At 39.3% G+C, this 17,357-nt stretch carries 13 protein-coding genes; 6 read left to right on the forward strand and 7 right to left on the reverse strand.

Annotation, left to right across the window (positions count from 1 at the left end):
• Positions 1-689 precede the first annotated feature (689 nt).
• Positions 690-1,046 carry a hypothetical protein gene (locus tag BM253_RS16015; protein WP_091526317.1) on the forward strand — a complete coding sequence of 119 codons (357 nt, stop codon included), beginning with the start codon at positions 690-692 and terminating at the stop codon, positions 1,044-1,046.
• A 297-nt stretch (positions 1,047-1,343) separates the two neighbouring features.
• Here the strand turns inward: BM253_RS16015 and BM253_RS16020 are convergent, their stop codons facing one another.
• The 5 genes from BM253_RS16020 to BM253_RS16040 form a co-directional block, all read right to left on the reverse strand.
• On the reverse strand, positions 1,344-1,775 hold the full coding sequence (locus BM253_RS16020) for a hypothetical protein (RefSeq protein ID WP_091526319.1): 432 nt from the start codon (positions 1,773-1,775) through the stop codon (positions 1,344-1,346).
• A gap of 314 nt (positions 1,776-2,089) precedes the next feature.
• The gene (locus BM253_RS16025) at positions 2,090-2,539 is read right to left on the reverse strand and encodes a GNAT family N-acetyltransferase (protein WP_091526321.1); all 450 of its coding nucleotides are present in this window, start codon (positions 2,537-2,539) and stop codon (positions 2,090-2,092) included.
• 67 nt (positions 2,540-2,606) lie between these two features.
• Positions 2,607-2,837, reverse strand: coding sequence for a thioredoxin family protein (locus tag BM253_RS16030; RefSeq protein ID WP_091526338.1), 231 nt, complete (start codon positions 2,835-2,837; stop codon positions 2,607-2,609).
• A gap of 120 nt (positions 2,838-2,957) precedes the next feature.
• Entirely contained in the window at positions 2,958-3,845 is an 888-nt protein-coding gene (locus tag BM253_RS16035; protein WP_091526323.1) for a dihydrodipicolinate synthase family protein, read from the reverse strand.
• A gap of 36 nt (positions 3,846-3,881) precedes the next feature.
• The gene (locus tag BM253_RS16040; protein ID WP_091526340.1) at positions 3,882-4,385 is read right to left on the reverse strand and encodes a cupin domain-containing protein; all 504 of its coding nucleotides are present in this window, start codon (positions 4,383-4,385) and stop codon (positions 3,882-3,884) included.
• A 99-nt stretch (positions 4,386-4,484) separates the two neighbouring features.
• On the opposite strand from BM253_RS16040, the gene pdxR reads away from it, so the two are divergent.
• Entirely contained in the window at positions 4,485-5,903 is a 1,419-nt protein-coding gene (gene pdxR, locus BM253_RS16045; protein ID WP_091526325.1) for a MocR-like pyridoxine biosynthesis transcription factor PdxR, read from the forward strand.
• A gap of 22 nt (positions 5,904-5,925) precedes the next feature.
• Here the strand turns inward: pdxR and BM253_RS16050 are convergent, their stop codons facing one another.
• Together BM253_RS16050 and BM253_RS16055 are read right to left on the reverse strand one after the other, a co-directional pair.
• On the reverse strand, positions 5,926-6,297 hold the full coding sequence (locus tag BM253_RS16050; protein ID WP_143095691.1) for a hypothetical protein: 372 nt from the start codon (positions 6,295-6,297) through the stop codon (positions 5,926-5,928).
• 226 nt (positions 6,298-6,523) lie between these two features.
• Positions 6,524-8,335, reverse strand: a complete 1,812-nt coding sequence (locus BM253_RS16055) for a helix-turn-helix domain-containing protein (protein WP_091526329.1) — start codon at positions 8,333-8,335, stop codon at positions 6,524-6,526.
• A gap of 212 nt (positions 8,336-8,547) precedes the next feature.
• On the opposite strand from BM253_RS16055, the gene BM253_RS16060 reads away from it, so the two are divergent.
• From BM253_RS16060 to BM253_RS16075, 4 genes are all read left to right on the forward strand, one after another.
• On the forward strand, positions 8,548-9,189 hold the full coding sequence (locus BM253_RS16060) for a hypothetical protein (RefSeq protein ID WP_143095692.1): 642 nt from the start codon (positions 8,548-8,550) through the stop codon (positions 9,187-9,189).
• A 157-nt stretch (positions 9,190-9,346) separates the two neighbouring features.
• Positions 9,347-9,598, forward strand: a complete 252-nt coding sequence (locus BM253_RS16065; protein ID WP_091526333.1) for a hypothetical protein — start codon at positions 9,347-9,349, stop codon at positions 9,596-9,598.
• Positions 9,599-9,889: 291 nt separating this feature from the next.
• Positions 9,890-14,878 carry a PKD domain-containing protein gene (locus BM253_RS16070; RefSeq protein ID WP_091526335.1) on the forward strand — a complete coding sequence of 1,663 codons (4,989 nt, stop codon included), beginning with the start codon at positions 9,890-9,892 and terminating at the stop codon, positions 14,876-14,878.
• 248 nt (positions 14,879-15,126) lie between these two features.
• Positions 15,127-17,103: a T9SS type A sorting domain-containing protein gene (locus tag BM253_RS16075; protein WP_091526337.1), complete on the forward strand. Its 1,977-nt coding sequence runs from the start codon at positions 15,127-15,129 to the stop codon at positions 17,101-17,103.
• The last annotated feature ends 254 nt before the right edge of the window (positions 17,104-17,357 follow it).

The raw sequence follows: 17,357 nt of genomic DNA on the forward strand, positions 1-17,357 counted from the left end.
CTTATTTGTTTGTTCCAACGTAAAATTATTAAATTATTCGTAAAAAAAACAGTGAGAATTTTAACATTTTTTATTTTGAAAAACCATAGTTATCGAAAGTGCAGCATGACAGCGCGCATTGAACTAATGAATTTTGATTGCGAGCGGGCTTTTGTATTCTCGAGAATCTAAAAACAGACATTATAAAAAAGCCGTAAAGCGATGAATATTTTTACACGTTAAGAACAAAATGCCTGTTTGAGCGAAGCGAAATCGAAGATTCATGAATACATTATTATAAAATATTAAAGAATGAATAATATTATTTTGTTTAGTGTAAAAATTAGAAGAGTAGGCTTTTTTATGGAGTCTTGAAATCAAGAGCACTTGTATTTGTTGGTAGAATTATAATTTTTTAGCTCGAAGATTCACGAACACAAAAATAAAATAAAATCGGTGAGTAATTTTTGGTTCGTTTTTGTGTCAAGACAAATCGAAGATTCACAGCTTCCAAGCCGTAAAATAATTCTTGGATGTAAAAATGAACAGTAGAAATTGAAAAACGAAATGTTTAAGGGTTAAACCAGAATGATGATTTTAAACTCAAATTAAAAACATAAATCTACAAGGTTTTTAAAACGTAAACCACAAATCAATATTTTCTTTTCATAATTCATAAAAAATGTTAATTTTATTGAATATCTTTTAAAATGAAAAAATACATAACCTTTTTTCTAATAGCCGGATTATTATCATGTGATGACAGCGATAATATATACCTTAATGGTATCACCTTAACAGAAGTATTTTCCGATTATCCGGATATACCGAATGAGCATGGCAAATATGTAAACTACTTCGGCGCCCATGTAAAAAATTCGTCACCTAAACAGATAAAAGGATATATAAGGTTTACAGTCAATGAGTATGGTACTGTAAATTCTTATCAGCATATAGTGAAACCAAATAATGAATCGCAAACGTATTTTGAAGCATCATTGGAAACCGATAAAGCTATAAACGGATCCTATCTGGTAGGAGTTGAATTTGTAGGCGTCAAAAATTAATACAAAGAACTGCAGCTGCTGCTAACTAAAAAAAAGAGGTCGTTCCAAAACAACCTCCTTTTAATCAACTAAACAACTTTTATTTAAAATAAAACAACTCTTTTTAATTTTGAAGGTTTCCTTCAGCCTCCGAAATATATTTTATAGTTATATTGTCGTGCATTAACAATTAAATTTTTACGGATCTTGCATGCGTTGCATTTAATAAGTTTCATAACTTTTATGTTTAGCTTGGCAATTCCTATAAAAATCTGTGCATCTGCGGGAATGCTCTAATGCATTACGGCTATATTTACCTTATACAAGCAAACTGTTCATTTGCTTTTTAACGTACTCCTCATTGTCATAACTCAAAAAACCAAGTGGCGAATAATTGTGGTAACGCTTGCAGTACGATCCAAATGTTGATGAAATTTTCAGATGTCCTACTTCATTTTTACGGTTAGAAATATATCGGTCTATATACTCTTTGCTGTGGTTTGCTTTAGAGTTTGCAAGTGCCAGTAATTCTTTAATACCGTCACAAAACCACCAGGCTAAAAGGTCGTCGGCATCCATTGGTTCAAACTCGCCGGTGTTGGAACTGTAGTGTAGGACGATTTCGCTGCCAAATCGGAAATTAAAATCGGCAAGGTTGGCCGATACAATATTTATGTTGAACTGTTCTGCAGCTGTAATGCTGTTGCCTATTTCCAGATCCAGACAAAGTATATTTTTATTGCTAAACATCTTATTGTTGTTAAATAAGTTTTATAAAACGCCCGACAAGTTAATATCGGGCGTTTTCACCAAAACAGTGGTGTAAATTCTATTTCAAAGCATAATGTTAAGTGCAACCATAATGCCGTTTTGAATTATATTTAAAATTTAATGCTTAAGTCACTGTTATGTTTGGCTTTAGCGCAATTATTTGTTTTAAAACTGTTTTTATTGAAATAAATTATGAAAATTTTATGGTAATTTTTTCCCCAGTTTGTCCTAAAAAGTAATGTATAAATATTTTTATTACTGGTTTTAAAACAAGTTTGTAGAATACAAATAAACTATTTAATCCACCAGTTATAATAATTGTGCAGCTCGTCTTGCTCAAATCCGCAACGGAGATAAAGCTGGTTTCCTATAACGTTGGTTTTCTCGGTTTCCAGTAACAGTCCGCACGCATCGGTTTCTTCACACCACTGTTTGCTGCGATTGATTAATGCTACCGAGAATCCTTTACCTCTGTAGTCGGGATGTACGAACAGGTCGCTAAGCAGCCACTGTTTTTGTAGTTTGGTGTAGTGATAAAGTTTGTACAGCTGTACAAAACCTACGGCTTTTCCCTCTGCTATCACAAGAAAGATGTCCGATTCGTTGTTAAGGAAACGTGCTCTTAAAAATGCTGTTGCTTTAACCAGATCGGGTTCCTGTCTGTAAAATACGCGGTAAAGGTTGAATAGTGCGGCGGCTTCGTCCAGATCTTCCAATTGTGCTTTCTTAATGCTGTAATTCATGGTGTAAATGTTTTTAGTTTGTAATTGTAAGGCAAAGCCCGAAACTGATGCGTCGGGCTTTTTAATGTTACTTAAGGTCTTCTATCGAAGCCCCGAAATTAATGTGCAGTACGTTGCCGTTTGCAAGTACCAGTGCGGGTACCGATTGTACGCCTGCCTGTTCTGCATCTTTTACTTTTTGTGGTTCGCTGCCTAAATGAACTACTTCAACTTCGTTTGAAGGTATAAGGTTTAAAAGATCGGTTTCTGCGCTTACGCATACCGGACAGCCTGCGTGATAAAAAATGGCTTTTTTCATGATTGTGGGTTTAGGTTGTTTATGCATTGTTGCATGGTCAAAATTAAGGGTTGTATGAATTTTCTGGATGGTACAGAATCGAGATAAAGCGATGGTCCAGTTCTTATTTATTTTAAAACGTTATTGCCTTTTCAGTTTGATGAGGATCGATTCCAACGTAGCGGTTTCTTCAGCAGTCAGAGGTTTTAGCGGACTTCTTAAATGTCCTCCGTTTTGGCCCAATAGGTTCAAGCCGGCTTTTATGGCTCTGGGTAGCCCTTTGGCTACGATAAACTGCAAAAGTTCGGTCTGTTGGTAGAAAAGATCCCGTGCCTTGTTCAGATCATTCTGCTGTACGGCATTGTATAGTGCAATGTTCAGTTCGGGGATCAGGTTGGCAGCCGCCGTACACCAGCCGGTGGCTCCGGCAGCAAACGCAGCAAGTGCCAAAGGGTTGGATCCGTTGTAGAAAGCAACATCTTCTCCCAGCTCATTTCGCAAATAATGCATGCGCTGTACATCGCCGGTGCTTTCCTTGATCATGGTTACGTTGGGTATTTCCAGAAGTCGTTTCAATAGGGCTGGCGACATATCTACGCCTCCGGTTGCGGGATTGTTGTAGGCCATGATAGGGATGGAAATGCTCGATGCTACTTTGTCGTAATGCTGTACAATTTCATCGTCGGTCAGCTTCCAGTAGCTCATCGGAATGATCATTACCGCGTTGGCACCTGCTTTCTCTGCAAATTGGGCATGGTATACGGTTTTGTCGGTAGTAAGGTTTGATACACCTACCAAAGTAGGAATCCTGCCTGCTGTTTGTTGTATGGAGGCTTCGGTCACTGCTTCTTTTTCTTCGTCGGTAAGGTAGGGCAGCACCCCCGTGCTTCCCAGTGGTGCGATGCCGTGTACGCCCGATGATACCAGTCGCTCTACTTGTTGTTTGAACAGCGGCAGGTCTACTTTTTCCTGTGGATCGAATGGAGTAATGGGATAGGCGATGATGCCTTTAAATGGTACGTTCTTCATAGTTTCTGTGTATTGAAGTGAATAATTAAATGCGGATTAAAGGTCTCTTCCTTCTTCTTCGCGCAATGCTACGCCAAGGTTTTGAAGTTGTGGTGCGTTCTCGCAGGCAAGATATTTGGCTGGTAAGCTGTCACTTAAATTCTGATGTCTGTGCCATGCCCATGATGGTATGTAAACGGCGTCTCCGGCTTCCCAGTAAACGCGTTCGTCTTCAACTTCGGTCCAACCGCTGCCTTCAATCACATACAGTACGGTTTCATACGTATGTCGGTGTCGGTTGGTTAGCTGGTTGGGTAACAGACCGCCAATGGTCATACTTACGTTTTTGCTGGGCAGGTCTACAAAGAAAACAGGATGTTTTCGTTCTGTTGAAAACTGGTTGTGTACACCGGCATTTTCCACATTTTTATGGATAAGGTGCGATGGTTTTACGTAAACAGGTCTGGCAAATGTTTGGTGAAAGTCTTTGGAACTGAAAGATTTGCTTTCTTCTGAAACCTGATGTTCTGTAGCTCCTGTTTGTTTGTCTGATGATAACATAAAAAAATATTTTAAGGGTTGATGCATAATTGCAATACAAAAGTACCGTACCTTTGGATGGTTATAATGATGCAGTTTTAATAAAAATACCTAGTCCAGATGTTGAGAGCTTGGAAATTGGAAATAGTGTTGGATCCTCAATCCGATAAGTCATTGTACCTGCAGATTGCCGATGCGATAATAGGTGACATCCGCTCGGGCAGGTTGAAACCAGGCGAAGCATTGCCTGGCAGCAGAAGCATGGCACAGCTGCTGAAGGTGAACCGCAATACGGTGGTCGAAGCCTTGGGTGTGCTGGTTATTGAAGGCTGGCTGGTGTCTAAGGAACGGCAGGGGACTTTCGTGGCTGATACTTCTCCTGTGCTTGCAGAGCGAAGTTTAAACGGAAAACCGGATGTTGTAAAAGATAAAGCCAGTGCTGCTGTTCGATTGCGGTTTGATGACGGCCATCCCGACAGTAAGATTGCACCTATTAATGAGCTGGCAAGGGCGTACCGACAGTTGTTCGGACAGAAGGGCAGGTGGCAGTTGATGGGTTACGGAAATGAATTGGGCGATCCCGAATTCCGAAAAATCATCGTGCAGATGCTGAATTACCAGCGCGGTATGCAGGTCAACGAAGAACATATCTGTATTACACGGGGCAGCCAGATGGCGATGTACCTCATGGCACAGTGTCTTTTCACGGCCGGTGATTGTGTTATGGTCGAAAATCCGGGTTATAAACCTGCGTGGAAAGCTTTTGAAAAAGCAGGGGCTACACTGCTGCCTGTGAATGTGGATGCCGAAGGTCTGGTTGTTGACGAGGTGGCGGCATATCTGGAATCGGGCAAAAAGATAAAGGCGCTCTATGTGACCCCGCACCGCCAGTATCCAACCACGGTTACACTGAGTCTTCAACGACGCCTGCAGTTGATCAGGCTGTCCAACCAATATGGTTTTACAATTATTGAAGATGATTACGATAACGAGTTTCATTTCGGATACCGCCCTATATTACCGTTGTCCAGCTTTTGCGAATTACAGAATTATGTGTACATAGGTACCATGAGTAAGGTGGTGGCTCCGGCATTGCGCATCGGCTATCTGGCATGTACCTGCGATTCGCTCATAGCTAAAGTGGGCGAACTGCGCAAGATGATCGATGTGCAGGGCGACAGTATTATGGAACAGGCGGTACTGCAGCTGATAAAGGATGGTACCATAAAACGACATATTAAAAAAGCAACGGCACATTATAAAAACAAAAGGGATAACACGGCTGCTTTACTGCAAAAGTATATGCAGGGTAAAGCATCGTTCACAGTACCCGATGGCGGACTCGCATTCTGGATTGTTCCCAATAAGAAAACCGACTGGTCTAAACTTCGCATGAAAATGCAGGAAAAAGGAATTGAAATTACAACACCCGAAAATTACAGTTTTAAAGAAACGGTAAACGGTATCCGCCTTGGATATGGTTCCCTTTCTGAAAAGGATCTGGAAGAAGGTATTGCCGCTTTGGCAGATTTGCTTTAGCATACTCGTTAGTAAGTGGTCACTAATCTACGTAATAGTACGAAATAATGTCAATAACCTTATCATTCTGTAAACGGATCGTCCGTGCACGGTAATGCGTATCGTTTTGTGATTTGGAATACTGCATTGATATGGCGTTGCCGGTTCTATTAAACTCAGCAAATGGTCTGCCAAGCAACCATATAACTTGTTGTTTTGTCATTCCTCTCTTTAATGCCAGAAAGTTTTTATCGGTATAATCTCTGGCGTAAACGGTATCATCAGTGTATAACAGTATGCGGAACAACAGACCGGTATAGCCGTCTAATTGTAGTTTTGTTACGGTAAATCTGCACATAACTGCTAGAAGAAGGAATACAGCAGCAAAAATACCTGTAATCTTTATTGTTTTCATAGATACTGATTTTTTACGATGAGATGTACAATTTAATCTTGAATAAAGATATAACGTAATCGGCTTGATTCTATTTTAATGAAAGCAAAACCATTGCGTTAAGTAAGAATTACTGAATACGCAATAACTGCTTAGTAATTACTGAAATTTGAAATATGGGAACGAAAAAGTATAAATTAATAAGTACTTGGTACGATGCAATTATTTGGTTTGTTAAACGTTATGATTAATCTTTTTCATCTTCGCTCTGTAGCTTTTGAATATAAAAAGAAGGAGATATTCCTGTAGCTTTTAAAAAAGCATTGGAAAAACTCCGGCTGCTTGAAAAACCTAGTAGCTCTGCCAAATAGGCTATCTTATACTTTTTCCAGTTGGGATCTTCTTCCAAATTTTTAAGTAGATATTCAATTCGTAACTGGTTTACATAGTCCGTAAAACCTTTCCCTTTATATTTGTTGATAAGGGTAGAAAGGTAACTTCGGTTGGTGTTCCAAAGTGTGGCAAGCTGGTTTAAACTGATATCTGAATTTAAAAAATCCAGATTATTTTCAAAATGATCTAAATGTGTTAAGATTTCATCTAAAGTTTTAATACTCGCCGCGTTAAAGCCTTTTTCTGTCTTTTTACTAACTGCTTTATCTTCATCAGGAGAGACAGTTACTGTTTCTTCTAGTTCGTCTTCTTCTGTAGTGTTAGCAATAGAAAGAGATATGGTGTTTGCTGATATTACTGCGGCTGCTTTTTCTTCAATAGTGGTGTTCTTTCTTAAAGCGGCAAGCTCGTTATACCGTTTCAAATATTCCTTCTTTTTTCGGTAGTTTTGTACTAAAAGTACTGTAAAAACAATAACTATAATACCGCCTCCGGCAAAAGCCATTTCTAACCAAAGATCTTTCAGTCGTAAAGAATTTTCCAACCGTTTTCTTTCTGCCTCCAAATGTTTTATGTCCAGTTGTTTGTGTAGGACAGTACTTAAGTGCTTGTATTCGTTTTGTAGAAATATAGTTGCATTTAAAAATTGATTGGTATAGTATAATTCTTTTTCTTCGTTTTTTAGTTCTTTATAATAGGTTATCAGATAATTGTAAGCGTTCTTAATTTCAAGGTTAATGTATTTCTTAGTTTTAAAAACACGGTCAATTCGGTTAAAATAATCAATCGCTTCTTCTTTTTGATCTAATACATGGTAATTAAGCCCTAAATAGTAATATACGTTGTGCTCGTTGGCGTAATCTTCATTTTTAGTTATTTCTTCTAAGGTGCCTTTAAGAACTTTTATACTTTCTTTGTTGTTTTTTAAATGGTACAGGTTAAGACCGTAAACATAATCTAAATAGGCCTTTTCCAAGGCGCGACCGTCTGCTTTAATTTTTGAAAGCCTTTCATTGGCTGTTTTAAGCAGTTGGTTACTGTAATCATAGTTGCCAAGGTAACTTGCGGTTAATCCTTCATAAAGTATAGAATTCATGTATCCACGCAAATGGTTGTAATCGTCTATACTTTCAAAATAAATCCGAGCCATACCAAAATAATCAGACGCCTCATGATACTGCTGAAGATAAAAGTGGGTAAGGCCTATGCTGTAGAGTGTTTTATGATATTCGTATGCTTGATTGTCTCTGTCAATCAACTGTAGGGCTGCAAGCTCGTATTCTAATGTTTTTTTGTAGTTTTTTTCTATATAGTAAACGGTAGAACGTGCTTGGTAGGCCTTTATAATGTTTAATGTTTTTTTTGTCTTTTGTGCATACTGGGTAAGGCTGTCAGTGTAAAGGTGCATGACTTTTGGGTCACTTTCATAGAGGGCATAAAAGCGGTACGCATTAAAAATATGAGTTACCTGGTGTGACTTCTTTGCATTTTCTAGGTAATTGTTTAGAGTACTTTTATATAAAATGGTGTCTGTCTTAGATACGGAATTCACATTTTCTAACAGATTGTTTAAAAAAGAATCTGCAGATCTATCTTGTTTTTGTGATTGTCCTAAGGCAGTTGCAACACAGGTAAAAAGGTAAAAAAGCAAGTAAATTTTGCGCATCAATTTTCAGATAAATGTATTTTTTTTAAAGGTACTGTTTTTTTTATAATTATAATATGCTGTAAAATAATCGTTTGTGAATTTAGACTGTCGCAGTTTGATCAAACTACACAACAACTTTTTGCTAAGACCAAATCAACTGTATAAATTTGGTTTACTTCCATTGCAGAAATTACTTATCTCAATATATTCTTTTTAAAATCAAAACTATTATGAAAAAAACTACATTCATTTGCTCTTTGGTATTTCTGTTTATTTTAATGGCATGTGATGCCGGAGATTATGAGCAAGCCCCAAATACTTTCATACATTCATCTGAAACGTCAGGTACTTCGGTTCAGGGTAAACCTGCACGAACCGATTTGGCATTTATAACGCAGCAGCTTACTACTGGTTATGCAACCTATTTTGATGATCGTGACACAACACTTTCGCAAAAAATAGTATTATTGGATTCTGCTTCTCTGTATGTTCCCTTATTCACTTCCTTAAAGCCTGTGGGCTTTTCTTTACCAACAGCAACCGAAGCCGCTTTCTTTTTAACTGATTATGAAGACTCCTACACAGCTTTGAACGTGTCACTGCAAATGAGATCATATTTGGATACTCTTATCGGGTCGCAAAGTATAGATTATATAGTTCTTGCCAATACAATACAGGCAGATTTAAACCTAACATCTACTGAAAAATTACAACTGCAGTTTATTGTTATTTATATTAGTGATACTTACAATGATCCGATTGAAGATGATAGTTGGACAAAGAAAAGAATTGTCGCTGCTGTAAGAGGTTTTACAAAGAGCAGCGCGAATGCAGTGTTTAATGTGGCTTTGGTCCAAATCACGCAGCAATAACTTATATGAAAAGAAGAAGATAATCACCTAATTTGCCCATCCCACGCATATGGAAATCCTGTGTGTGGGTATTTTAAAACAATGATATCTGTCTTAGTACATAATTCTAAGTAATTAATATTGTCCGTCTACTGAATTTGAATTTTATCTGAGTAATATGCCGGTTAATAGTCTGTTTGTCGTTAAAGAAAAATACAGGGTTATAAATAACGCTGTAATAAGTGAGTTACGAGATTCCTGTACTAAAACTCCCCCAACAAACGGGGATGTTTTCAGCAGAGCAATATTCTATGATGAGATCGTTATAAAAAAAATGATTGCTGTATTGGAAGATACCGTTAAAGTTCTGGAAGAAAGATTACAGGATATTAAAAAAACAAAAGATATAAAGAATGCTATCCATAAATAGGATAGTATTTTTAAACACCTATGTTGATTATCCCTGCCGCACGTGCGTTGTTAGTTTAACACGTGTGGCTTTTTTATACTAACACTCAGTTTTATCTCTTAGCGGCTGCTACTTGAAACGTAGGTAATTAAAACGTAAGGTATACATACATTGATAATAATTCTTTCTTATACAAAAAGAAAGTAGCGTATCTGCAAAAAAACATAAAAAGTAATTAATAACCTTTAAACTATCGGTTTAGGTATCGGTAGCACCCAGACAACCATTTTTTTAATTAAAAACATTCAAAAAATGACAAAAACTACAAATCCGCCCATTCGGGCGTTGGGCATCATTCTGATGTTCCTGTTGTCTTTAGGGATAAAGGCACAAACCGCAAACAACCCCGTACTTACCTGGGATCAGGAAGTAGGTTGTATTGAGTATGACGACAAAGGCGAGCGTGGTAACCAGACTACTTATGTAGATTTACTCGAAAACATTCAAGAAGGTAAGTGCATTCGCTTTTGCGAAGAAAGCGTAGTACATTATACTTTTACGGCTAACAATATACAGCACGTAAACTGGCAGGCAACCGGTGGTACGGTACAACCAGGAAGTACCAATAACAACGCAGCTGTTCAATGGGGCAGCAGCGGTAATGGTAACTTAACCTTAACTGTTACTTATATAAATAATTCAGTAGAAGTATTAAGCGTTTGTGTAGAGAAAATAGCTAAGCCGATAGCACGTTTCTTAATAGATGGGGTAGATCCAAAACAAAGAGAGTTTTGTGTAGATACTGTTATTTCTTTTGATAACCTATCTACCGAAAACAATGGATCTGCTATTGTTAGCTATCTATGGGATTTTGGAGACGGAACATATTCCAACACCTTCGAACCTTCTCATGCCTATACTAATCCAGGTGTGTATACTGTTTTTCTAACTGTCACAAACAGCTGTAATTGCAGTGATGTCTTTAAGATGCAAATACGTATAACTAAAGAAAAAGTGGTACCGATTGAATGCGCCAGCGTAGTATGTGAAAACAGTCGCCAGAGGTACAGTGTAAACGATGGTTGTGGTGGTGATTGGAAAGTAATTGGAGGTGATATTGTCGCTAATAACGGTACATCGATTGAAGTAGTTTGGAATCAGGTAGATCCTGCTGACGGTTTTGGCTATGTAAGTTACCTTTCAAGGTGTTCATGCCCGTTTTGGAACACGGTTAAAATACCGGTAATATTAAAACAGGCTAAAATCAAAGGTCCTGATGTATTTTGTGAAGGCAAACAAGGACGTTTTACCTTACCTCAATGGCCAACAACTGATTTTATATGGGCGATTGATGGTAACGAATACCACCCGATGCTGGTACTTACCGATCAACGTAACGAAATTGTAATCGATGGTATGACTCCTGGTACTTATACTTTAAGTGTACGTTACCGTAACACCCTTATAGATGGAGGAAAATGTGGTGGAGAAGCTAAAATGCAGTTTAAAGTAGTAGAGAATGTAGAAATAGTTACCGATGAACCATTAACGGTTTGTACGGGCGAAACTAGAAATTTCTCATCGCATAACGGAATGCCGGTAAGCTGGGAAATAAGCTTAGGTGGTACCGGGGTACACACTGCTTTTGGACCAGGTACTTCGTATACTTTTAATACCGGCGGTGTTTACGTGGTAACGGCAAACAACAACGGCTGTATTAGCGATCCTGTGGTGGTAGATGTTATTGCAAAACCGGTACTTACAGGCACCATTAGCGGTCCGCCAAACGTATGTTTAAACGTACCTTATACTTATGAGATAAGCGAAAACGAACCGGGCGCTATTTACGTGTGGAGTGTCTCTTCGGGAACAGGTGCTGTGGTAGGCAGCAATGCAGGTACGCAGGCCGATTTTACCTTTGCAAGCCCTACGGCAACTATTCAGGTAGTAAAACAGATCGTGAAAAACGGCGTAACCTGCGAATCGGATCCGGTTTATTTTGATGTAAGCCAAATTGTGGTAACCCCAACTATTATAAACAATAGTGGTTTAAGTATGTTTTGCCCAAGCAGTATTTATACTTTTACGGCAAATACGGGCGGCGTTGATGTGGATCTTATACAATGGGAGCTACAGCCGTCTAACTTTGGTAACATCATCAGTGGTGCTAATGATGGTGTGGTAACCATTGGTCTTAACGAGGCAAGCACTACGTTAAGCGGTACTTTAATACTAAAAGTTATTAAATGTAATACGGGGTTTTCGTATCCGTTTACCATTAATTTGTTAGATAACCTTACAATAGATATTGGCACTATAGGTACTATTTGCCCTACAGAACCATTTAATGTACCGCTTACATTTACCCCTGCGGGTATTAGCGGCGGAACGTTAGAGTTTTATTACAACGATACAAACATGTATTCTACTGCCTTTGCAGGTAATGGTTCATACACGGTTCCGCAAAATTTTGTACCAAGCAGCTCGGGTTCTGTTACGGGTAATTTAACGGTTAAGTGGGTAAACCCTAATGGTTGTACCACTACTATTGTAGCCCACCAACAAGTAACTGTTTTACCATTAAATACAGTTGAATTATTTAACAATGGCAGTAATGTTATATGTCCTGCTAATACCTACACCAGAATGTTAGAAGCTACCTTTTCAACAGGTATCACTTCATCATCTAATTTTATATGGTATTATAATGGCAGTCCAATTCCTGTAGCGGGAATACCTAACACACCGGAATTAACCTTAACAAATATAAATGGTTATTTCCAAGGAACAGGTGAATATTATGTTATGGTTAAAGATGTAAATGATTGTTGGATTACCTCAAACAAAATTTATTTGTATCAGGATTGTAGCACGGTAGATCCGGGCGGTCCGGGTAGCGGTTGCTCGTTAGGATTTAACCCTACACCAACTTTAACTTATAATTGGTTAGATTGCGACAACGTTAAAATTGATGCAGCATACAACACAGCATTAACTAATATAGCTTATTTTGGATGGGAATCAGCAACTCCCGGCGCAGTTGTTGATCCAGGCAATACAATTTCAACAGCTAATGTTAATATTACCAAAGTAGGTATATACAAAATACGTCTTAAAGTACGTTATAACGGCTGCCCCGATACGTTTACGCAAATTGTTGAGGTGCGCAAACACTACGAGCCAATACTGCGTTACAGCGTTACCTGCGATGGCAACAACCTTTACACCATTAAGTTAATGAACAACAGTAAAATGTTTAACATAAACCCAGACCTGGTAACGTTACAGTATTTATACGGTGGCAGCGTAATAGGTACAAACGTGCAACAGGTAACCTTAACGGGTATGGCACCGGGTACTTATACGTACAAGCTGCGTTTGTCTACGGGGCAAACCACTACTAACGGCACGCCGATACCTGATTGCGAAATAGAAGAAACCATCGTGATTGACGGTCCACCGGCACTTAACTTTACCATACCAAATGGTAACACCTATTGTGCCAACGACCCTGTTACCTTAAGGCTGCCAGTCAGCACCATGTTGCCGGGGTACAGCTACAGATGGAGATTTAATTTTACTTCTTATGTGGCAAGCAGTGTAGATACTGAAATAAGCTTTGCTGAAAATGCTTCAGGATCTCAAGATATTTTCCTGGAAGTAACCAACCAGTACGGTTGTACGTTTACTTCGCCAGCAAAAACGGTAACTATTAACGTAGCCAACTTTACGGTAGGTGATATTTTACCAGACCCTGCCGATTTCTGCGAGGGCAGTGCAGTGCCGTTAACCTATTCAGGACCGCAAACACCGGGTGACATTATCTGGATGCGCGACAACGTACAGGTAGGCACGGGCTTAAGCTATTTACCAACACAAAGCGGCAGCTACTGGCCGGTGTTGATTGATGCAAATACTAACTGTAAAAGTTATATTATGGCAGCACATGCACGTAGCTACAAACTGCGCAAGCCGCCGTTTGCAAGTATTAGCGGCAGTACCAGCGTATGCTACGGCGAAAACACCACCCTTACCGGTATATTTACCGATACCGGCATAGAACACCGCTGGGCATTGAACGGCACACCAATAGCCGGTACCATGGGCAGCTGGGTTGCGGGCAACACCAACCTTACCTTAGACCTGAACGGTTTAACACCGGGCAGTTACGATTTCAGCTTTGAAACACGTTATGTAACTGATACGGGCTGTACCAACAGCTTTACGGTAACCGTAGTGGCACACCCACAGGTGGCAGCTCCTGTAATAAGCTACAATATACATGATTGCCAGCCTTACACTCTGCGCCTTACGGCAAGTGGCCCGGCAGCAGGTACCTATAACTGGAGCAACGGTATGATAGGGCAAACCATTTACGTAACCCAGGGCGGGGCGTACAGTGTAACCTATACCGCACCAACCGGCTGTACGGCAACGGGCTACATACAGGCACCGCACAACCCTGAACGCGCGTTGTGGGTGGTACCAAGTGGTTGTTACACTATGTGTTTAAATAACGGCGAATACCTGTTAGGGCCGTTGGGTATTTATGAAGGGTATGAGTGGACGATAAACGGTGCAACCTCGCAAAGCGGCAGCAACACCTATATACCTAACCAGACTATTACCATGGCAGGTTATTACCAGCTAAACGTTTCCCAAATGGGTTGTACCTTTAGCAGTAAAACCCCACACATTACTGCTGGTAAAGATTGCGGAGTAAAACCTTGCAAATTCAGCGGTGGTATACGCAGTATAAAGGCTATACCGGGAGGTATTTATGAATTGTCGGTTTTCATAACTAACCCGTATACAACCCCTATCACTGTAAATATAAGTAGTCTTAACGGGTACGGTACTTATTCGCCAGCTACTGTAACACTAAATCCAGGCGGAAATCTAGTTAATCCTTTGTATTTTTATCCTAACAGCAGCTTTACACCGGGCGTGCCAGACGGTTTGATATTACAAACAGCAGATTGTATGGATGTTTGGGATTTCCGTTTCCCAAATCAATACTATCCTAAAGCTGCAGCAGTTGTGGTAGAACCGCAATTGGTACTGTCGCCTAACCCGGCGTACGAAACCACAGCAGTAAACTATAAGCTTGGTACCGAGTACCAAAACGCACAAAGCATTACTTTGTATGATGTTACCGGCGTGCAGCGCGTAAAACGCACAGTAAGCGGCAAGCAGGGCGAAGTAACGTTAAATGTTAGTAACCTGGCACCTGGCACCTATATGGTAAACCTGGCAGCCGATGGCAAACGTATAGCACAACAAAAATTAATTAAAAAATAGTCATTTTACCTTAACGGCGTTAAAAGTGTTATGTTTTTAACGCCGTTTTTATTATTTTTATAACATTCTTGTCATCCCGATGTAATGAGGGATCTCAACAAACAAACCAAAACCAAATAAAATACATCTTTTTGTCACTCCGTAGTAGTTTAAAAGATGCTTAAAACAATTCAACGATTCAAAACCAAATAACGAACTCAAAAATTAACGGTCACTGAGCCTGTCGAAGTGCAACAAAATATATAGCTATGCAAAATAAATTACATAAAACAATTTGTCATCCCCAATCGTCACTTCGAGTAACGCAGTGTATCGAGAAGTCGACATCCAATTTTCTAATCCTTCTATTCTCTATTCTCTATTCTCTATTCTCAATACCAGCCGCAGGACAACAATACGACTGGGACTGGGCAATAAGCGGGGGCAGCCCTAACGGTAATGAATCGTCATCTATAGGTATGAACGATTTATCAGAGCAGATCTATGATGTTAAAATAGGCAGCGACGGCAACTACTACTTTATAGCCACAATGAAAGGGTTGAATCTTACCCAGTTAAACGGGCAGCCGGTTACGGCTTATAACAGTTCATTGGGCGGTAACGATGTTTTTATATTTTCCACTGACTGCGACGGTCAAATAAGATGGAGCCAGGCTATCGGAGGGCATAGTAATGACAGAGCTTTTAATTTAGCATTAGACAACAATAATAATGTATATGTAGGCGCTAATGTAAGAGGTGGTAGTACGTACTCTCTTCATTTTAGTCAAAATAGTGCAGACGATGTTACACCATACCCTGCTAACCCAGAAGCTTATAAACGCACTTATATCCTAAAATATGACAATAATGGTAATTTTGAATGGAAAAAAGCATTACAAGGTAGTGTTACCCAGGCTAATTGGGAGGCATATATACACGATATTGTAATGGACAGCCAAAATAAACTACATTTTATTGTTGGATTTGCTAACGGTACACACCTAGACGGCTTGGTAACTGTACCTTCTACGTTTACCAACTATACTTACCAATATTATTTGGTAAAGTTTAATACGGCGACCCAACAATTTGATGATGTTTTACTTTTACCTATGACCGGGCAACTGGAACAAGAAGGTAAAATGCGTTTTGCTTATGACGAAAATTCAAACATTTATTATCTGGCAGGAATGCAAGCCGGAAATATTTCAGCCCTACCTACACCTCTTAGCTATGGTGGTGATGCATTTGTAGAACGTTCGTTTATACTGGCATTTAACGGTTTTAACAGTACTGCGGGTATTGAAGGCAGCGAAGCATGGCGCCGCGAGATATATACTGATCAAAATCCAATATTTACGCATACTTCGGAAAATAGAATTACTTCTTTGCATATAGGTGCTAATTCTGACGTGTATGTGGCAGGTACTTTTCGTACCTATGCTCAAAATCCGTTACCTGTAAAAGTTTACGACCCTTCTGATACACAGGTTACTCCTTATATCTTTATCCCGGGTATTTATTGGAATATACCTACGTTAATAAAGTTTAGCTATAACACTAATAACGAAGTTTCGGTACAATGGGCAAAAACGCCAACAGCTTATGCGGCAAACTTTACTACACCAGGTTCACGGCACGATAAAGGGCTTGCTGTAAGGGGTAACGAAATAGCCTTTGGTGCCAATACAGGGTATTTTATATGGGATAATTTTATACAAAATCCTTCCCAATTTCATGCACCGAACCCTTCCTTAATGCGTTTTGATACACAAACCGGTAACGCGGTGGGTATGCACACCATAGAGTCGCCTTCAGATTATACTGGTTTTACAACCGCCGTAGCTGTTGATAACGATGGTAATTATGTAACCGGTGGTGCCTTTCAGGCTGTTTTGTTTACAAACAATGCGAATGTGAACCAGTTGGTTTCCAGTGGCGGCAACGATTTCTTTGTAGCCAAACTGGCGGCAAGTGTATGTGGTACACCAGTAAGCACCGACAAGTTTAACAAGCTAAACGTAAACGTGTATCCTAACCCAACAACGGGTATTATAAACATAGAAACACAGGAAACCTTGTTTAACTATGTGGTTTACGATATAAACGGGCGTGAAATACAAAAAGGTATGTTTGGCAGCAGTAACCAGTTAAACCTGCAAAACGCAAACAATGGTGTGTATTTTGTTAAAGTTACCACTACCCAAGGCAGCACAGCTACGGTAAAAGTTATTAAAAAGTAAATTTTTAGCTTTAAGCTATAAGCCTAAAGCAAACTCCAACAGTGTTTAAAACACTGTTGGAGTTATTCTGCTTTTTGTCATGTCGAGCGTAGTCGAGACATCTCAACAAACCTAACCAAACCCAAATAAAATATACAGTATGTTATGCTGAACCGTCACTTCGATTTCTATGACACTACCAAACAATTTTCATACACAGATTTATTTTTAACAACTGCATATATTCTGTGTATGATTTTGTTTCTTACAGCATT

This window comes from Paenimyroides ummariense, from assembly GCF_900115115.1.
Taxonomy (GTDB): Bacteria; Bacteroidota; Bacteroidia; order Flavobacteriales; family Flavobacteriaceae; genus Flavobacterium; species Flavobacterium ummariense.

Coding starts and splice junctions, on each gene's coding strand:
- BM253_RS16035 (WP_091526323.1), bottom strand. CDS start 3,845: ATGAAGAACGTACCATTTAAAGGCATCATCGCCTATCCCATTACTCCA.
- BM253_RS16040 (WP_091526340.1), bottom strand. CDS start 4,385: ATGTTATCATCAGACAAACAAACAGGAGCTACAGAACATCAGGTTTCA.
- BM253_RS16065 (WP_091526333.1), top strand. CDS start 9,347: ATGCCGGTTAATAGTCTGTTTGTCGTTAAAGAAAAATACAGGGTTATA.
- BM253_RS16015 (WP_091526317.1), top strand. CDS start 690: ATGAAAAAATACATAACCTTTTTTCTAATAGCCGGATTATTATCATGT.
- BM253_RS16060 (WP_143095692.1), top strand. CDS start 8,548: ATGAAAAAAACTACATTCATTTGCTCTTTGGTATTTCTGTTTATTTTA.
- BM253_RS16070 (WP_091526335.1), top strand. CDS start 9,890: ATGACAAAAACTACAAATCCGCCCATTCGGGCGTTGGGCATCATTCTG.
- BM253_RS16050 (WP_143095691.1), bottom strand. CDS start 6,297: ATGAAAACAATAAAGATTACAGGTATTTTTGCTGCTGTATTCCTTCTT.
- BM253_RS16020 (WP_091526319.1), bottom strand. CDS start 1,775: ATGTTTAGCAATAAAAATATACTTTGTCTGGATCTGGAAATAGGCAAC.
- pdxR (WP_091526325.1), top strand. CDS start 4,485: ATGTTGAGAGCTTGGAAATTGGAAATAGTGTTGGATCCTCAATCCGAT.
- BM253_RS16075 (WP_091526337.1), top strand. CDS start 15,127: ATGCAAAATAAATTACATAAAACAATTTGTCATCCCCAATCGTCACTT.
- BM253_RS16030 (WP_091526338.1), bottom strand. CDS start 2,837: ATGAAAAAAGCCATTTTTTATCACGCAGGCTGTCCGGTATGCGTAAGC.
- BM253_RS16055 (WP_091526329.1), bottom strand. CDS start 8,335: ATGCGCAAAATTTACTTGCTTTTTTACCTTTTTACCTGTGTTGCAACT.
- BM253_RS16025 (WP_091526321.1), bottom strand. CDS start 2,539: ATGAATTACAGCATTAAGAAAGCACAATTGGAAGATCTGGACGAAGCC.